The organism is Cupriavidus sp. F041 (assembly GCF_057814235.1).
Window position 1 is genome coordinate 3,275,434 of record NZ_JBVASY010000002.1, and the last position, 16,293, is coordinate 3,291,726.

The 16,293-nt window shown below is 63.4% G+C and carries 15 protein-coding genes and 1 pseudogene; 7 read left to right on the forward strand and 9 right to left on the reverse strand.

All coding sequences use genetic code 11. The features are described from left to right. Window positions 1-75: 75 nt before the first annotated feature. From cobA to ACZY0R_RS32535, 7 genes are all read right to left on the reverse strand, one after another. Complete coding sequence (cobA, locus tag ACZY0R_RS32505; protein ID WP_488864258.1) at window positions 76-846, reverse strand: uroporphyrinogen-III C-methyltransferase; 771 nt, start codon at window positions 844-846, stop codon at window positions 76-78. A gap of 39 nt (window positions 847-885) precedes the next feature. Continuing rightward, a complete protein-coding gene (locus ACZY0R_RS32510) occupies window positions 886-2,190 on the reverse strand; it encodes a sulfate adenylyltransferase subunit 1 (RefSeq protein ID WP_488864260.1) in 1,305 nt (434 codons plus the stop codon). Between the two features lie 140 nt (window positions 2,191-2,330). Beyond that, on the reverse strand, window positions 2,331-3,293 hold the full coding sequence (gene cysD / locus ACZY0R_RS32515; RefSeq protein ID WP_488864262.1) for a sulfate adenylyltransferase subunit CysD: 963 nt from the start codon (window positions 3,291-3,293) through the stop codon (window positions 2,331-2,333). Window positions 3,294-3,304: 11 nt separating this feature from the next. Further along, entirely contained in the window at window positions 3,305-4,093 is a 789-nt protein-coding gene (locus ACZY0R_RS32520; protein ID WP_488864264.1) for a phosphoadenylyl-sulfate reductase, read from the reverse strand. Continuing rightward, window positions 4,090-4,671, reverse strand: coding sequence for a DUF934 domain-containing protein (locus ACZY0R_RS32525; protein WP_488864266.1), 582 nt, complete (start codon window positions 4,669-4,671; stop codon window positions 4,090-4,092). Before ACZY0R_RS32525 ends, ACZY0R_RS32520 begins: the two co-directional genes overlap by 4 nt. Window positions 4,672-4,689: 18 nt before the next feature. Further along, complete coding sequence (locus ACZY0R_RS32530; protein WP_488864268.1) at window positions 4,690-6,369, reverse strand: nitrite/sulfite reductase; 1,680 nt, start codon at window positions 6,367-6,369, stop codon at window positions 4,690-4,692. 29 nt (window positions 6,370-6,398) lie between these two features. Further along, entirely contained in the window at window positions 6,399-7,172 is a 774-nt protein-coding gene (locus ACZY0R_RS32535; RefSeq protein WP_441625396.1) for a sulfite exporter TauE/SafE family protein, read from the reverse strand. A gap of 156 nt (window positions 7,173-7,328) precedes the next feature. Here ACZY0R_RS32535 and ACZY0R_RS32540 point away from each other — a divergent pair, with 156 nt between their 5' ends. From ACZY0R_RS32540 to ACZY0R_RS32550, 3 genes and pseudogenes are all read left to right on the forward strand, one after another. Further along, complete coding sequence (locus ACZY0R_RS32540; RefSeq protein ID WP_488864270.1) at window positions 7,329-8,270, forward strand: CysB family HTH-type transcriptional regulator; 942 nt, start codon at window positions 7,329-7,331, stop codon at window positions 8,268-8,270. A 181-nt stretch (window positions 8,271-8,451) separates the two neighbouring features. Next, on the forward strand, window positions 8,452-9,603 hold the full coding sequence (locus ACZY0R_RS32545; protein ID WP_488864272.1) for a 50S ribosomal protein L11 methyltransferase: 1,152 nt from the start codon (window positions 8,452-8,454) through the stop codon (window positions 9,601-9,603). A gap of 312 nt (window positions 9,604-9,915) precedes the next feature. Beyond that, window positions 9,916-10,309: pseudogene (locus tag ACZY0R_RS32550) on the forward strand (IS110 family RNA-guided transposase); the annotation flags it as partial. Between the two features lie 86 nt (window positions 10,310-10,395). On the opposite strand, the gene ACZY0R_RS32555 reads toward ACZY0R_RS32550, so the two are convergent. Together ACZY0R_RS32555 and ACZY0R_RS32560 are read right to left on the reverse strand one after the other, a co-directional pair. Continuing rightward, complete coding sequence (locus ACZY0R_RS32555; protein ID WP_488864274.1) at window positions 10,396-11,976, reverse strand: isocitrate lyase; 1,581 nt, start codon at window positions 11,974-11,976, stop codon at window positions 10,396-10,398. Between the two features lie 493 nt (window positions 11,977-12,469). Continuing rightward, window positions 12,470-13,354, reverse strand: coding sequence for a LysR family transcriptional regulator (locus tag ACZY0R_RS32560; protein WP_488864276.1), 885 nt, complete (start codon window positions 13,352-13,354; stop codon window positions 12,470-12,472). Window positions 13,355-13,483: 129 nt separating this feature from the next. On the opposite strand from ACZY0R_RS32560, the gene argC reads away from it, so the two are divergent. The 4 genes from argC (at window position 13,484) to ACZY0R_RS32580 (ending at window position 16,275) form a co-directional block, all read left to right on the forward strand. Next, on the forward strand, window positions 13,484-14,413 hold the full coding sequence (argC, locus tag ACZY0R_RS32565) for an N-acetyl-gamma-glutamyl-phosphate reductase (RefSeq protein ID WP_488864278.1): 930 nt from the start codon (window positions 13,484-13,486) through the stop codon (window positions 14,411-14,413). 78 nt (window positions 14,414-14,491) lie between these two features. Next, window positions 14,492-14,893 (forward strand): SgcJ/EcaC family oxidoreductase, encoded by a 402-nt coding sequence (locus tag ACZY0R_RS32570; RefSeq protein WP_488864280.1) that lies wholly within the window; start codon window positions 14,492-14,494, stop codon window positions 14,891-14,893. Between the two features lie 201 nt (window positions 14,894-15,094). After that, window positions 15,095-15,355 carry a hypothetical protein gene (locus ACZY0R_RS32575; protein ID WP_488866424.1) on the forward strand — a complete coding sequence of 87 codons (261 nt, stop codon included), beginning with the start codon at window positions 15,095-15,097 and terminating at the stop codon, window positions 15,353-15,355. A 128-nt stretch (window positions 15,356-15,483) separates the two neighbouring features. Further along, the gene (locus ACZY0R_RS32580) at window positions 15,484-16,275 is read left to right on the forward strand and encodes an alpha/beta hydrolase (protein WP_488866301.1); all 792 of its coding nucleotides are present in this window, start codon (window positions 15,484-15,486) and stop codon (window positions 16,273-16,275) included. Window positions 16,276-16,293 lie beyond the last annotated feature (18 nt).

Sequence of the window (16,293 nt, forward strand, 5' to 3'; positions counted from 1 at the left end):
AGGCGCAGCCCGAAAGCACAAAGAAAAAGCCGGACAACGCTACGTTGTCCGGCTTTTTCACATCGCGCCCACGATTCAGGCTGCGCGAGTTTCCCCGTACGACACGCCGCCATTGGCATCCTGCGGCACCACCTCGCTGGCCCGCGAAGCCAGCGCCTCGCCGATCATCAACAGGCTGGGATGGGTTGGATCGATCCATGCCGCCGCCTCGCCCGCCGCCATCTGGCGCAGCGTGAACTGCCTGCTGCGCTGGTGCGCCGAGGTCGCGGCCTCGACCACCCAGGCGGGCGTGGAAGCCGGCTTGCCATGCGCGATCAACTGCGCCGCAATGGACGCCGCCTGATCGCGGCCCATGTAATACACCAGCGTATCGGCCTTCACATCGGCCTCCACATCAACCGTGTCGGCTGCCTTGGACTGCGTCGCAAAGGCCACGCTGCGCGATACGCCGCGCTTGGTGAGCGGCTTGCGGATGGCGGACGCGGCCGCCAGCGCGGCGGTAATGCCCGGCACGATCTCATACTCGATGCCAGCTTCTTCCAGCGCCTGCAATTCCTCGTCGGCGCGGCCGAACAGCATCGGGTCGCCGCCCTTGAGGCGCACCACGCGATCATGCTTGCGGGCCTGGTCGACGATCTGGCGGTTGATGAACAACTGCGCGGTGGAGCGTTGCCCGCACCGCTTGCCCACCTCGATCAGTTGCGCCTGCGGACACCATGCCAGCATCTCGGGCGACACCAGCGCATCGTGCAGCACCAACTGGGCTTCGCCCAAAAGCCGTGCACCGCGCACCGTAATGAGGTCCGCGGCACCGGGACCTGCCCCGATCAGGTAGACCTTGCCCATGCCATGCTCCTTCGCGTTCGCTTGATCAGTTCATTCGCCTTAAGCGAATGCACGGATCATGCCTGCGGCCACCGTGTGGTTGGTCGCCTCGTCGATCAGCACGAAAGCGCCGGTCGCCGGGTTGTCGCCGTATGCATCGCAGACGATGGGCTTTTGCAGCGAGAGCTGCACCGAGCCGATATCGTTCAGGCCGATGTCGTGGCGGCCGGTTTCGTGCAACAGCGTGTGCACATCCAGCACGCGGTCCACCGACGAGACGCGTGCAAACACGCTGGCAGTGGTGTGCTTGAGCACATACTTGCGGGCCGGGTTGAGCGATTCGTCGTCGAACCAGCACAGGTCTGCGGTCAGCTTCTTGGCTGAAACACTGTCCGCACCGGCGGCAACGAACATATCACCGCGTGACACATCCACATCTTCGGACAGGCGCACCGTGACGGTCTCGCCAACGCTGGCCGATTCGGCCACGCCATTGGGCGTCAGCACCTCGGCCACCACGGCATCGCGATTGGTCGGCAGCACGCGCAGCTTCTGGCCCACGCGCACGGTGCCGGCCTCGACCCGGCCGGCATAGCCGCGGAAATCGTCCGCCTGGGCGCCGTCCTGGCGAATCACCAGTTGCACCGGGAAACGCAGCGCATCGTCGCCTTCGGACGCGGCTTCTTCCACCGGCAGCGCTTCGAGCAGCGGCAGCAGCGGCTCGCCCTGGTACCACGGCATGGCCTGGCTGGCGTTGACGATATTGTCGCCACGCAGCGCCGATACCGGCACGTAGCGCACGTCCTTCAGGCCCAGCTGGGCAGCCAGCTCGGTGTAAGCGTCGCGGATCTGGTTGAAGCGCTCTTCGCTGAACTCGACCAGGTCCATCTTGTTGACCGCCACGATCACATGCTGCAGTTCCAGCAGCTTGAGAATGGCCGAATGGCGCTTGGTCTGGGCCAGCAGTTCGGCACGGCCGCCGGTCACGGTCACGCGGGTGGCGTCGACCAGCACGATGGCGGCATGCGCGGTGGACGCGCCCGTCACCATGTTGCGGGTGTACTGCTCATGCCCCGGCGTGTCCGCGATGATGAACTTGCGGCGCGCGGTGGAGAAGTAGCGGTAAGCCACGTCGATGGTGATGCCCTGCTCGCGCTCGGCTTCCAGGCCATCGGTCAGCAGCGAGAAATCGATCTGCTCGCCGGCGGTACGCTTGTTCTTGGCCTTGGTCAGCGCGGTCAGCTGATCGGACAGCACAGCCTTGCTGTCATACAGCAGGCGGCCAATCAGCGTGCTCTTGCCATCGTCGACCGAACCAGCGGTGATAAAACGCAGCAGGCCTTGGTGTGTTGCTTGGGTGCTCATTTCAAATCCTTTCTTCTTCCCTCTCGCAGCGCTCGCTCCGGCGCATAGGCGGGAGGCAGCGCTAGGCGCGTGAGGGCGACGTGTACATTGGTACACGAGCATTCTCGCAACGACGCGATGTGCCCGCCTATGCGTCCGGGTTAGAAGTAGCCTTCTTTTTTGCGGCGTTCCATGGACGCTTCGCTCGTCTGGTCGTCCATCCGCGTCGCGCCGCGCTCGGTGATCTCGGTCACGGCCGTCTCGGCGATGATCTCGATCGGCGAGGCTGCAACGCTGGCAACCGGGCAGGTGCAGCTGATGTCGCCCACGGTGCGGAAACGCACGGACAGCACTTCGCTGACGTCGCCGTCCTGCTTGGGCGTGATCGGCGTCACCGGCACCAGCAGGCCGTTCTTCCTCACCACTTCGCGCTCATGCGCGTAGTAGATCGGGGGCAGTTCGAGGTTCTCGCGGGCAATGTACTGCCACACGTCCAGCTCGGTCCAGTTGGAGATGGGGAACACGCGCATCTGTTCGCCGGTGGCCATGCGGGCGTTATACAGGCTCCACAGTTCCGGGCGCTGGGCCTTCGGGTCCCACTGGCCGAACTCGTCGCGGAAGGAGAAGATGCGTTCCTTGGCACGCGCCTTTTCTTCATCGCGGCGGGCACCGCCCATCAGCGCGTCGTACTTGTTGGCTTCGATGGTTTCCAGCAGGGTCACGGCTTGCGCGGCATTGCGCGAGTCGGTTTCCTTGCGCAGGCGCACGGTGCCGCGCTTGATGGAATCTTCCACATGGCCCACCACCAGGCGCGCGCCGAGCTCGGCCACGCGCTGGTCGCGGAAAGTGATCACTTCCGGGTAGTTGTGGCCGGTATCGATATGCACCAGCGGGAACGGCAGTTCGGTCTTGCGGTCGCCCAGGCGGAATGCCTTGAGCGCCAGATGCAGCATGACGATCGAATCCTTGCCGCCCGAGAACAGCAGCGCCGGGTTGCGGCACTCCGCCACCACCTCGCGGATGATGTAGATGGATTCCGCCTCGAGCTTGTCGAGGTGATCGTTTTGCACTTGCAGCAGGTGCGCCACTTCCGGCGCGCCAGTCAGTTCGTTCATGATGCCCATTTCGTCTGGCCTCAATGCTTGATGTTCTGTTCGTGAAGCCCGCACTCTTTCGAGTCCTTGCTCTCCCACCACCACCGTCCGGCACGCACATCCTCGCCGGCGCGCACGGCGCGCGTACAGGGCTCGCAGCCGATGCTGGGGTAGCCCTTGGCATGCAGCGCGTTGACCGGCACGTCATGCCGCTTCAGGTAAGCCCACACCTCGGCCTCGCTCCAGTCGGCGAGCGGGTTGAACTTCGGAATGCCGCGCGCTTCGTCCATTTCCTCGAACGGCAGCTCCGAGCGCGTCACCGCCTGCTCGCGGCGCTGGCCGGTCAGCCATGCGTCCGCATGCGACAGCGCGCGGTTCAACGGCTCCACCTTGCGGATGCCGCAGCAGCTCTTGCGCAGGTCCACGCTGTCGTAGAACGCGTTCAGCCCGTGGTTCTTCAGGTAGTTCTCGACAGCCTCGGGGTCCGGCGTGAAGCGCTCGATGTCGTAGCCGTAGTGCGCCTTGACTTCGTCCAGCACCGCCAGCGTCTCGGCGTGCAGGCGGCCGGTTTGCAGCGTGAACACGCGGATGCCCGCGCGCACCTGCTCGGAGCCGCGCAGGATCGCATCGGTCACCACCATGTCTTCGGCCGCCAGGCTGGAGGCAAAGCGGGCGCGAAAGAAGCGGCCGGCGATTTGCGCCAGGCGCTGGCCCAGCTCACGCTCCTTGGCTTCGAGATCCGCCACGCTGCCGGTGTACTCCGGCGCGGTCCACAGCGCCGGGGGACGCAGCGAAGAGACGGGAGCCTCGACGATAGCAATCTCGCTCATGCCGTTTCCTTGCCCAGCGCTTCGGCGCGGTTACGGCGGAACAGCGGCAGCGGCTCGTCCACCGACGCCTGGTAGGCCACGGTGAATTCCGTGAAGCCCTTGATGGCGTCGTCGATGTTCTTATCGGCGCGCACAGCGAAGGTGTCAAAGCCGCAGCGCTTCATGAAATTGAGCTGGTCGCGCAGCACGTCGCCGACGGCGCGCAGCTCGCCCTTCCAGTTGTAACGGGTGCGCAGCAGATAGGCGGTGGAAAAACCACGGCCATCGCGGAACACGGGGAAATCCACCGCCACCACGGCCACGCTGGCAAACGCGGCCTGCGCGTCGGCCGGCTCGTCTTCCGGCGCCAGCCAGATGCCGGTGATGTTGGCCGCGCGGCCGGCCAGTGCGCCGTCCTTGTGCGCCAGCCATGCGGTCAGCGGGAACAGCACGGCATCCGTGCCTTGCGCGGCGGCGACGATTTGTTCGTCGGTCAGGGCCGCGCCCTCGGCACCGCGCAGCACGGTCCATGCGTCATCGATGATGACCGGGACCGGGCTGGCGCCTTCGCCGCGTTGCAGTTGAATAATCTTTGCCATGTCGTTTATCTCCGGTGCTCAGGCTTCGGCGCGTTCGCGCTGCTTGTCGGCATAGACGCGTTCCTTGAACGGGGCGATGCCTATACGGCCCAGCACGTCGATGAAGCGTTCGTCGTCATGGCGGTTGGCCACGAAGGTGTCGATGATGTGCGACACCACGTCGGGCATTTCGTCGGCCTTGAACGACGGGCCGATCACCTTGCCGATGGCGCTCTTGTTGCCTTGCGCGCCGCCCAGCGTGACCTGGTACCACTCCTCGCCGTCCTTATCCACACCCAGCACGCCGATATTGCCCACATGGTGGTGGCCGCAAGCGTTGATGCAACCCGAGATGTTCAGCGAGATCTCGCCCAGGTCGTGCACGTAGTCCAGGTTGTCGAAACGCTCCTGGATGGCCAGCGCGATGGGGATCGACTTGGCATTGGCCAGCGAGCAGAAATCGCCGCCCGGGCAGGCGATGATGTCGGTCAGCAGGCCGATGTTGGCGGTAGCCAGGCCAGCTTTCCTGGCCTCTTGCCACAGCGCGTACAGGTCGCGCTTGCGCACGTCCGGCAGCACCAGGTTCTGCTCGTGCGCCACGCGCAGCTCGCCGTAGCCGTAGCGGTCGGCCAGGTCGGCCACCAGGTCGATCTGCGCATCGGTGGCATCTCCCGGGGGCGATGCCGGGCCGGGCTTGGTCGACAGCGTGACCGCGGCGTAGCCGGGCACCTTGTGCGCATGCACGCTGCGGCTCACCCAGCGGGCGAAGGCCTTTTCTTCCAGCAGGTGCTTTTCATACGAAGCATCGGTATCGGCCAGCTTGTCGTAGGCCGGGGGCGCGAAGTACTGCGCCACGCGGTCGAACTCAGCCTGCGTGATGGTCGCGGGACCATCCTTGCTGTGCTGCCATTCTTCCTCGACTTCCTGCGCGAACTTCTCCGCGCCGATGGCCTTCACCAGGATCTTGATGCGGGCCTTGTACTTGTTGTCGCGGCGGCCATAGCGGTTGTACACGCGAATGGCCGATTCCACGTACGACAGCAGGTGCTGCCACGGCAGGTCGTCCTTGATCACCGAACCCAGGATCGGCGTGCGGCCCAGGCCACCGCCGGCCAGGATACGCAGGCGCGTTTCGCCCTGGGCGTTGCGGTAGGCGTAGATGCCGATATCGTGCATCTGCACCACGGCGCGGTCGTCGGCCGAAGCGGAGATGGCGATCTTGAACTTGCGCGGCAGGAACGCGAATTCCGGCTGGAAGGTGCTCCACTGGCGCAGCAGTTCGGCGAGCACGCGCGGGTCCACGGACTCATCGGGCGCGACGCCGGCGAAGTGGTCGGTAGTGATATTGCGCACGCAATTGCCGGAGGTCTGGATGCCGTGCATCTCGACGCTGGCGAGTTCGGCCAGCACATCGGGCACGCGCTCCAGTTCCATCCAGTTGTACTGGATGTTCTGGCGGGTGGAGAAGTGGCCATAGCCGCGGTCATACTCGCGCGCGATATGGCCCAGCATGCGCATCTGCTTGCTCGACAGCAGGCCGTACGGAATCGCCACGCGCAGCATGTAGGCGTGGCGCTGCATGTACAGGCCGTTCTGCAAGCGCAGCGGCAGGAATTCTTCCTCGGTCAGTTCGTCCGACAGGCGGCGGCGCACCTGGTCACGGAACTGGGCTACGCGCTCGTTGACGATGCGTTGGTCGTATTGGTCGTACTGATACATGGTGTGGGTCCGTTCAGTATTCGTTGAATTCAGGAGACGAGCTTGATGGCGACCAGCGTCAGCGTGGTAGCCAGCGCGGCGCGCACCAGCCGCTCGGGCAGCGCCCGCGACAGTTGCGCGCCCAGCCAGATGCCGGGGATCGAACCCACCAGCAAGGCCAGCAACAGCGTCCAGTTCACCGTGCCGAGCCAGACGTGGCCCAGGCCGGCAAGCGCCGTCAGCGGGACGGCGTAGGCGATATCGGTGCCAGCCACCTCGGCCGGCTTCATGCGGGGATACAGCAGGAGAATGAGCGTGGCGCCCACGGCACCCGCGCCGATCGAGGACACCGTCACCAGCACCCCGATCACGGCGCCCACCACCACGGTGGCAACCGCCTGGGCACGGCCTTCGAGCTGGAAGCGCGGGTTGCGTGCCAGCCACGCCAGCATCTGCTTGCGGAACAGGAGCGACAATACCGTCAGGATCACCGACACGCCGATGGTCAGGCGGATCGCGTGCAGCCACTGCGCGTTGAGTTCACCGGCGCTCTTGAGCACCAGGATTGCCACCACCGCGGCCGGCAGGCTGCCGATGCACAGGCGGCGCACCACCTGCCACTGCACATGGCCGTGGGCGCGGTGCGCCACCGTGCCGAAACCCTTGGTGATGGCGGCGAAGGCGAGGTCGGTGCCAACCGCCGTGGCCGGCGAGAAGCCGAACAGCAGGGTCAGCAGCGGCGTCATGAGCGAACCCCCGCCGACCCCGGTCAGACCGACGAGGACGCCTACTAGCAGACCGGAAACGGTATAGGCAAGAGACATTGGGGTTCACCGGGCCGGTGAGCATCCGGGACTGCCTGGAAACGAGGCACGTGCGCGGAGGTTCCGACCGTTCATTAACAAAGTTCGAGAATCGTAATAAACTGGCCTCATATCTCAAACTAATAAGAAGTTGTTTGTTTATACGAACACGGATATATGAACCTGCACCAGTTCCGCTTTGTGCGCGAAGCCGTACGCCAGAACTACAACCTGACCGAAGCTGCAAAAGCGCTCTACACATCACAACCCGGCGTCTCCAAGGCCATCATCGAGCTTGAGGAAGAGCTGGGCGTGGATATCTTTACCCGCCACGGCAAGCGCATCCGCAGCCTGACGGAGCCCGGCCGCCGCATCCTGGAGTCGGTGGAGAAGATCCTGCAGGAAGTGGAAAGCCTGAAACGGGTGGGCAAGGACTACGCCGCCCAGGACCAGGGCAACTTCACCATCGCCACCACCCACACCCAGGCGCGCTACGCCCTGCCCCGGGTGATCGCGGAGTTCGCCAAGCGCTACCCAAAAGTGCGCCTTTCCATACAACAAGGCAATCCGACGCAAATCGCCGACATGGTGCTGCACGACCATGCCGACATCGGGATCGCCACGGAAGGGATCTCCGCCGACAAGAACCTGATCTCCCTGCCCGGCTACCAATGGCAGCACATGGTCGTCACGCCGCCCGACCATCCCCTACTGGAAAAGAAGCACCTGGCGCTGGAAGACCTGATGGGCTACCCCATCATCACTTATGATCCGAACTTCGCCGGCCGCCCCAAGATCGACAAAGCCTTCGAACTGCGCCACCTCAAGCCCGACATCATCCTGGAAGCCATTGACGCCGACGTGATCAAGACCTATGTGGAAATCGGCCTTGGCGTAGGCATCGTTGCCGGCGTAGCCTTCGACGCCGAGCGCGACCGCAACCTGCGCGGCATTCCCGCCGGACACCTGTTCGGCACCAATGTGACGCATCTGGCAGTCAAGCAAGGCGCCTACCTGCGCAGCTTTGTGTATACCTTTATTGAGTTATTCTCCCCGACGCTGAACCGCAAGCTGGTAGAACAAGCCATGTCGGGCGAGCACGAAGCCTACGAACTCTGAAGCACCCAATCCAGCGCGGCTGACCGGAACGCCACCAGCCGCGCCATGCCAGCCCTGCCAGGGCGCCCCGGCTTGCCAGCCGGCGCGCGGCGGGGCCGGATCGCCTTGAATGGCCAGCCCACGTTGGCCAGACTTATCCGCACAACCCCATTGGCCGCCACAAGTGGCCAGAAAGAAACTGATGACCGAGCAAGCCACCATCCACTGGACCGAAAACGGCGAAGAACGCAGCGCGAACTGGCGCTCCGAAGCCGGCGCGCCGCCGCCCAAGCGCGTCGTCATCGCCGACGACACCACCACCGGCGACACCGCCTACCGCCTCGCCTGCGAAGGCACCGCCATGCTCTGGCGCGGCGACTTCCAGAACGCCCGCCAGCTGCTGCAAGCGCTGGCCCGCCGCGCCGACAAGCCCAAGAAGGCCGCCAAGGCCTCCAAGGTGCCCAAGGCAAAGCCCACCCCGACCGAAGCCTTCCACCTGCACCGCCAGGCCCAATCCCAGCGCGCCCGCACGCTCTCCATGCTGCTGCTGCCCTTCGACGCCGACCACCTGGTGCCCCTGCGCCGCTCGCCCGATGTGCGCGAAGCGTGCCTGGAAGCCTATGGCGAAGTCAATGCCCCGTATGTGGCATCGATGCGCGAACTGCTCGGGCTGATCGGCGCGCACGAGTGGCGCAAGAAAGGCGTGGATATTCCGGCGCTTGCTGAGCGTATCCATCCGTACTACGGCGTCTTCTCGCCGGTGCGCGGCGAGTACATCGACCTGGTCGCCAAGGCCCAGCTACCCGCCGGCGCCCTCAACCTCGCCTTCGATATCGGCACCGGCACCGGCGTGCTGGCCGCACTGCTGGCCCAGCGCGGCGTCAAGCGCGTGATCGCCACCGACATGGACCCGCGCGCGCTTGCTTGCGCCAGCGATAACATCCACCGCCTGAAAGCTGCTGCGCAGGTGGAGGTGGTTGAGGCGGACCTCTTCCCGGAAGGCCGTGCTCCGCTGGTGGTGTGTAACCCGCCGTGGGTGCCGGCACGTCCGAACTCGCCGATCGAACGGGCGGTGTATGACCCGGATTGCCAGATGCTGAAGGGATTTATCGCCGGGCTGGCTGATCATCTGGAACCGAAGGGTGAAGGCTGGCTGCTGCTGTCTGATCTGGCTGAACACCTGGGGCTGCGTTCGCGGGATCAGTTGTTGGCGTGGATTGATGAGGCTGGGTTGAAGGTGCTGGGGCGGTTGGAAGTGAAGCCTAGCCATCCGAAGGCTACGGATATGACCGACCCGCTGCATGCTGCGCGGGCGGCTGAAGTGACTTCGTTGTGGCGCCTGGGTATTAAGTAAGCTGTAGCACGCTGACAAGCCGGGCGGCGCTCGCCGCTTCGGCTCAAAGACACCAGAGCCTCTCAACCTCCGCTCTGTTGTCTCCCCTCTCCCGCCGGCGGAGGAGAGGGCGGGAGCCCGCAAGAGCGACGCGTCTCACCCTGCCACAAGCCCCCTCCTCCCCTACCTCAAAGCAACCCTTGCACCCGGTAACGTTGAGCGCGGCAAACAGCGTGGTCGTGCCGTTGCGCTTGTAGATCCTATGTAGCGGGGAGATCTGCCGGACGTGAGCGATAAAATCAGTCGTTCGAGCCCTGCTACAAGGAGAGCATCATGCGCGCGGATCAGACATACCTGACGCATTCCGAACAGGTTGTGCTGGCGGTGTCACTGGAGCTGGCCGCCAGCAAGTGGAAGGTTGCGCTGCACGATGGCCGGCGCAAGCAGCCGGCCGTGCATACGATCGCGCAGCCGCAAGCCGCCGCCCGCCTGCAGGCGGTGCTGGGCCTGATCGAAGCGCACAAGGCCAAATGGTCGCTGCCGGCCGGCGTGCGCACCGTGGTCAGCTACGAGGCCGGCCAGGACGCGTTCTGGATCTGTCGCGCGCTGCAAGCGCGCGGCATCGAATGTTATGTCGTCGCACGTGGTGCACGTCCCGTCGCCGCAGGACGAAGCGTCCCGCCAGTTGATGCGCGATCGCGGGCAACTGCAAAAGGAAGTGCTGCAGCCCTCAAGTGAGTGCGCCCTGCCGGGCGCACAAAAAAACGCCAACCCGTTTTGGGTTGGCGCTATGTTTGGGGCGTACTACAGGTATCAGAACTGGTTCATGGTGTTGTCTTTACCTGCCGCTTTCAGGGCTGCTTCGCCGCTGAAATACTCCTTGTGGTCGTCGCCGATGTCCGAGCCGGACATGTTCTGGTGCTTGACGCAGGCGATGCCCTGACGGATTTCCTTGCGCTGCACGCCAGCCACATAACCCAGCATGCCCTGGTCGCCGAAGTATTCCTTGGCCAGGTTGTCGGTCGACAGTGCGGCGGTGTGGTAGGTCGGCAGCGTAATCAGATGATGGAAGATACCTGCTTCGCGCGACGCATCGGCCTGGAAGGTCCGGATCTTTTCGTCGGCGAGCTTCGCCAGTTCGGTCTGATCGTATTCCACGCTCATCAGCTGGGTGCGCTCGTATGCCGACACATCCTTGCCCGCGGCCTTCATCGCGTCATACACCTGCTGGCGGAAATTCAGGGTCCAGTTGAAGGATGGGCTGTTGTTGTACACCAGCTTGGCGTTCGGGATGACTTTGCGAATCTCGCTGACCATGCCGCCGATCTGGGCGATATGCGGCTTTTCGGTCTCGATCCACAGCAGGTCAGCGCCGTTTTGCAGTGCGGTGACGCAATCCAGTACGCAGCGCGCTTCGCCCGTGCCGGCGCGGAACTGGAACAGGTTGCTAGGCAGGCGCTTAGGGCGCAGCAGCTTGCCGTCGCGCTTGATGATGACGTCACCATTGCCCAGTTCGTCGGCCGACAATTCCTCGCAATCGAGGAAGGAATTGTATTGATCGCCCAGGTCACCCGTCGTGTTGGTCACGGCGATCTGCTTGGTCAGGCCAGCTCCCAGCGAGTCGGTACGGGCCACGATGATGCCGTCGTCCACGCCCAGTTCCAGGAAGGCGTAGCGGATGGCGCGGATCTTGGCCAGGAAGTCCTCGTGCGGCACGGTGACCTTGCCATCCTGGTGGCCGCACTGCTTCTCGTCGGACACCTGGTTTTCGATCTGAATGCAGCATGCGCCCGCTTCGATGAACTGCTTGGCCAGCAGGTACGTTGCTTCGGCGTTGCCGAAACCCGCGTCAATGTCCGCGATGATGGGCACAACGTGGGTGACGTGGTTGTCGATTTTTTCCTGGATGGCGGCCTTGGCAGGTCCTTGGGCAGCATCCAGTTCGCGGAACAGGCCGCCCAGTTCACGTGCGTCGGCCTGGCGCAGGAAGGTGTACAGCTCGCGGATCAGCGCGCTGACGGAGGTTTTTTCGTGCATCGACTGGTCCGGCAGCGGGCCGAACTCGGAGCGCAGCGCGGCCACCATCCAGCCGGACAGGTAAAGGTAGCGCCGGTCGGTGCTGTTGAAGTGCTTCTTGATGGAGATCATTTTCTGCTGGCCGATGAAGCCGTGCCAGCAACCCAGCGACTGGGTGTATTTGGACGAGTCGGCATCGTAGGCGGCCATGTCGGCGCGCATGATCTTGGCGGTGTACTTGGCGATGTCCAGGCCCGTTTTGAACTTGTTCTGGGCACGCATGCGGGCGGCATACTCGGGGTTGATGGCATTCCATGCGCTGCCGTGGTTCTCTTTCAAGCCAGCAACTGCCTTGATGTCGTCTTGATACTGGGCCATACGAAATTCCTAAGCGCGTTTGAAGAAAGGGTTGCGTGTGCCGCTACGGATGTCGAAGCAAGCAGCGTGGAATCATTGTATGGCGCTTCTGGCGCATCACGGCGAAGTCTTATATAAGACATAAGAGTTGGTTTATCCTTATTTTTCAATGAGATAGGCATTTAATTTCGTGATGTGGAACGCGTTTTCGAGAAACGAAAACAAACCACTGCGGAAATTCGGAGTGAATTCCGCATGGTGAAAAGCGCTTTCAGTTGTTAGAAGTAAAGGCAAGCACAGATGGCTTGAGCAACGATAGTTGGGATCGTCGCAAACTGGCCGAACCCGGAAGTTCGTCGCCGACCAGCGCTCGATCGACCCGACTCAGCTCCGAACTTCCGTTGTCGACCCAATCCGGTCAGTCCAATTTCTACAAACCGGCCATTCGTTCGTCGTGGCGTGCAATAAGGCTACTGTCCCAGAGAGAACGAACCGAAGCGGAAAATGGCAACTCCTACGCCAATCGCAGATCCCACAACACATCAAGTACGTGTTGCGTGGAACGCTCAACGTACCCCGCACGATGTGCGATGCCGAGCCGACGCCACAACGCCGGGCGCAGCGGACGCATGACAATGCGCCTGTCGGGTAACGGCGTAGTGGCCTCATGGGGCAACAGCGCTGCGCCGTAACCTGCCGCTACCAGACTCTTGATCGCGTCGTTGTAGTTGAGCTGAATGCGCGGCGCAGGATGGTGCCCCCCGGTCGCGAACCACTCCGCAGTCAGACGCGAGAGACGCGTGGTCGCGTCATTGAGAATGAGAGGTTGGGCGGCGAGCCATTCAGGCGTGACGCGGGCCGGACACCGCCAATGCGCCGGCACAAAGGCCATCACGGGGTCGCGGCGCCAAGGCTTTATCACGAGTCCAGCCACCGGGGGCTGAGGCAGTGCGACCAGCCCAACATCCAGCGTTCCATCCGCCAGCCGGGACAGCGTTTCATGCGAAGTGAGTACTGCAACCTGAATGTCGATAGCGGGATGGTGCTGGCGCAGCACCTCAAGCGCTTGCGGCAACAGGTGCGCGATCACGCCAGTCGACGCACCGAGCCGCGCGCGCCCTTCGAGCCCCTGCACCTGGCGTTGAATATCGTCCAACGCCTGCTCCGCATCGGCCAGCAGTCGACGCGCGCGCTCCACCAGCACCTCTCCTATCGCCGACGGCCTTACATGTCCGCGCTTCCGTGACAGGAGTGGTGCCCCAATGCGGTCTTCGAGTTCAGCGATGTGGAGGCTGACCGTTGGCGGCGCCAAGTGCAATGCACGCGCCGCATCGGCAAATGAGCCACGGTCGGTAATGGCGACCAGAGTGCGCAAACGGTCCAGGCTGATCTCTCGCATGTCGGCGTCCAGATTCAGGAAAACTGAATATTCACGTTATGAAATACAACTTTCTCTATTCTAGCGGTCCATGGAACATAGGGGCTCGTTCTACTTGTTACAACCCACAGTCACCGGAGTATTCCACGTATGAGCTCTCCCGTTGTTTTCATCGACGGCGACCAAGGCACCACCGGGTTGCAAATCCACGAACGGCTGCGCAACCGGACCGACCTTAGACTGCTCACGCTTGCCGCTGCGGAACGCAAAGATCCGCGGCGTCGCGCAGAAGCCATCAACGCCTGCGACATCGCCATCCTCTGTCTGCCTGATGCCGCCGCGCGCGAGGCAGTGGACGCCATTGTTAATCCTGCCGTCAGAGTAATCGACGCAAGTTCCGCCCACCGCACACAGCCGGACTGGACATACGGCTTTCCGGAAATGACGCTGGGACAGGCTGAGCGCATTGCGAACGCACGTCGGGTCACCAATCCCGGTTGCTATCCGACCGGTGCAATTGGCTTGCTGCGCCCCCTGTTGCAGGCTGGGCTCATACCAGGCAACTACCCTATCAGCATTCATGCGGTGTCGGGCTACTCCGGACGCGGGCGTGCCGGCGTGGAGGAACATGAGGGGCAGGGTGTCGTCAACGCGCCTTCATACCAGGTATATGGTCTGGAACTCGCACACAAGCACACCCCGGAGATCCAGCAGCACGCCGGGCTCGCGCAGCGTCCCATCTTCGTCCCTGCGTTGGGTGCGTTCCGCCAGGGCATCGTGCTGACGGTGCCCTTGGAGTTGCGGCTGCTGGCGCCCGACGTGGATGGCGCCACGTTACACGCATGCCTCGCACGCCACTATGCCGAGGCGGCCCACGTACGTGTGTTGCCGTTGCACGAATCGTGCTCCTTAAAGCACCTGGATCCGCAAGTGCTGAACGGTACGAACGACATGCGCTTAAGCGTATTTCCTAACATGGAACACGGGCACGTCCTGCTGTCGGCGGTTTTCGATAATCTTGGCAAAGGCGCATCCGGCGCCGCGGTTCAGAACCTGAACCTGATGCTCATGCAGCAATAGTGGCCGATGGCTTGAGCTAACGTTCGGCATAGGCGCCCCCGTCCCCTATGTCCCATCCTAGGTTCGGAGCAACCCAACATGACCCAAGACGAACGCGCCATTCGCGATGTAGTCGACACATGGTTCACCGCCAGCAAGGCCGGCGACCTCGCCACCGTCCTGGACCTAATGACCGACGACGTCATTTTCATGGTCCCCGGCCGGCCGCCATTCGGTAAGAAGGAGTTCGCGGCAGCCACGGAAGGCATGAAGAACGTCAAGATCGACGGCACCTACGACATCCAGGAAGTACAAGTCCTGGGCAACTGGGCCTATCTCCGAAACCATATCCGCATGACCGTCACGCCGCCTGGCGGCAGCGCAGCCATCCACCGCTCCGGCTATACGCTCACCATCCTTCGCAAAGACCCCGAGGGGCGTTGGCGGCTCACGCGCGATGCGAATCTGCTGGCAGCAGAAACCGCGGCGACGCCGCCATGAAGGCATCGCCGGGTCATCTGCAGGGACGAAACGATCGTTGTGCGGTGCAATAGGGAGGAGGCTCCTGCTTGCCCCCCCTTTCACATGCTCGCATGGCTTACATCGTCGCCGGCCCGCCCCAGGTCGGCCATTACCCCACATGGCGTTCCCGCCCTATATCGCCAATAATGGTCTAACTGCCATTGCCGGACCAGGGCGACCATGCTTTATAGTCCCGATGCAATTCGAACAGTCGCCCTGCTGGGGAACGCGGGGTGCGGCAAAACCTCGCTGGTCGGGCGCCGCACCACGATGTGCGATTTCGATCCGCTCGACACGCCCGACGACCAGTCGCGCCTGAACAACATCACGGGCGGTCACGGCAACTACACGATCCAGTTCAGTCGCTACGAATCCGTGACACCCGGTCAGCAGAATCCGATGGTGCCGCAGCACAAACCGCATGGGGCCGGCGCTGCCTGATGGGAAGGGATGCCCAGATACCGATGAACGTCCCAACGCAGCCGTCAGTGCGCCAGCCCAGCCACGCCATCGGCAGGGAACGGCGCGGTCGCTGCCGGCAACTCCAAACCACAGCAATGCGCATGGCAATGAAAACCGCCGGGCTTGCACTATGGCTCGGGAGTCTCTTGCCTTCCCCTGCCCTTGCAGCCCTGCAGGATCAGTTCCTGTATTTCCCCGCTAAGGCTGAGTTACCAGAACTGGTTGCCGGCGGCCTAAGGGCCTGGCCGTCTTCGCAAGACTTCAAGGGCTTGCTCGCAGAACCCACCGGGCCAGTGCGTGCCACCGCGATTGTGTTCCATGGCAATGCCGGACATGCCGGTCACCGCAGAGCGTACGCCGCGGCTCTGGCGCCCCAGGGCGTACGCGTGATTCTCGCCGAGTATCCAGGCTACGGACCGCGCCCGGGACCGTTGGGCGAAGTCAGCCTGGTGAACGACGCCGAGCAGATCATCGCGCAGGCCTATCGCCAATATGGCGCACCGCTGCTGGTGATCGGCGAATCGCTGGGGGCCGGCGTTGCGGCGGCGGCGGGCGCGCACCAGCGGGACAAGACAGCAGGCCTGATGCTGATCACGCCATGGGACACGCTGCAACATGTTGCCGGCTACCACTATCCCTGGCTGCCGGTGTCGTGGCTGCTGCGGGATCGCTACGACAGTGCAGCCAACCTGGCGTCGTTCACCCGGCCCGTTTTGGTGGTGGTTGCCGAGCGTGACAGCATCGTCCCGGCACAATTTGGCGTCGCACTGCATAAGGGGCTGGTAGCGCCGAGGCAATTGCGTGTAGTGCCTGGTGCCGAGCACAACGATTGGTTCGAGCGGGTAGACGATGCCTGGTGGCGCGATGCCCTTCGCTTCTTGCTCGGGGGTTCGGATTGAGTCGCCCCCCCCCAACCG

Coding starts and splice junctions, on each gene's coding strand:
- ACZY0R_RS32540 (WP_488864270.1), top strand. CDS start 7,329: ATGAACCTGCACCAGTTCCGCTTTGTGCGCGAAGCCGTACGCCAGAAC.
- cysD (WP_488864262.1), bottom strand. CDS start 3,293: ATGGGCATCATGAACGAACTGACTGGCGCGCCGGAAGTGGCGCACCTG.
- ACZY0R_RS32570 (WP_488864280.1), top strand. CDS start 14,492: ATGACCCAAGACGAACGCGCCATTCGCGATGTAGTCGACACATGGTTC.
- ACZY0R_RS32545 (WP_488864272.1), top strand. CDS start 8,452: ATGACCGAGCAAGCCACCATCCACTGGACCGAAAACGGCGAAGAACGC.
- ACZY0R_RS32555 (WP_488864274.1), bottom strand. CDS start 11,976: ATGGCCCAGTATCAAGACGACATCAAGGCAGTTGCTGGCTTGAAAGAG.
- cobA (WP_488864258.1), bottom strand. CDS start 846: ATGGGCAAGGTCTACCTGATCGGGGCAGGTCCCGGTGCCGCGGACCTC.
- ACZY0R_RS32560 (WP_488864276.1), bottom strand. CDS start 13,354: ATGCGAGAGATCAGCCTGGACCGTTTGCGCACTCTGGTCGCCATTACC.
- ACZY0R_RS32580 (WP_488866301.1), top strand. CDS start 15,484: ATGAAAACCGCCGGGCTTGCACTATGGCTCGGGAGTCTCTTGCCTTCC.
- ACZY0R_RS32510 (WP_488864260.1), bottom strand. CDS start 2,190: ATGAGCACCCAAGCAACACACCAAGGCCTGCTGCGTTTTATCACCGCT.
- ACZY0R_RS32535 (WP_441625396.1), bottom strand. CDS start 7,172: ATGTCTCTTGCCTATACCGTTTCCGGTCTGCTAGTAGGCGTCCTCGTC.
- ACZY0R_RS32520 (WP_488864264.1), bottom strand. CDS start 4,093: ATGAGCGAGATTGCTATCGTCGAGGCTCCCGTCTCTTCGCTGCGTCCC.
- ACZY0R_RS32575 (WP_488866424.1), top strand. CDS start 15,095: ATGCTTTATAGTCCCGATGCAATTCGAACAGTCGCCCTGCTGGGGAAC.
- ACZY0R_RS32525 (WP_488864266.1), bottom strand. CDS start 4,671: ATGGCAAAGATTATTCAACTGCAACGCGGCGAAGGCGCCAGCCCGGTC.
- argC (WP_488864278.1), top strand. CDS start 13,484: ATGAGCTCTCCCGTTGTTTTCATCGACGGCGACCAAGGCACCACCGGG.
- ACZY0R_RS32530 (WP_488864268.1), bottom strand. CDS start 6,369: ATGTATCAGTACGACCAATACGACCAACGCATCGTCAACGAGCGCGTA.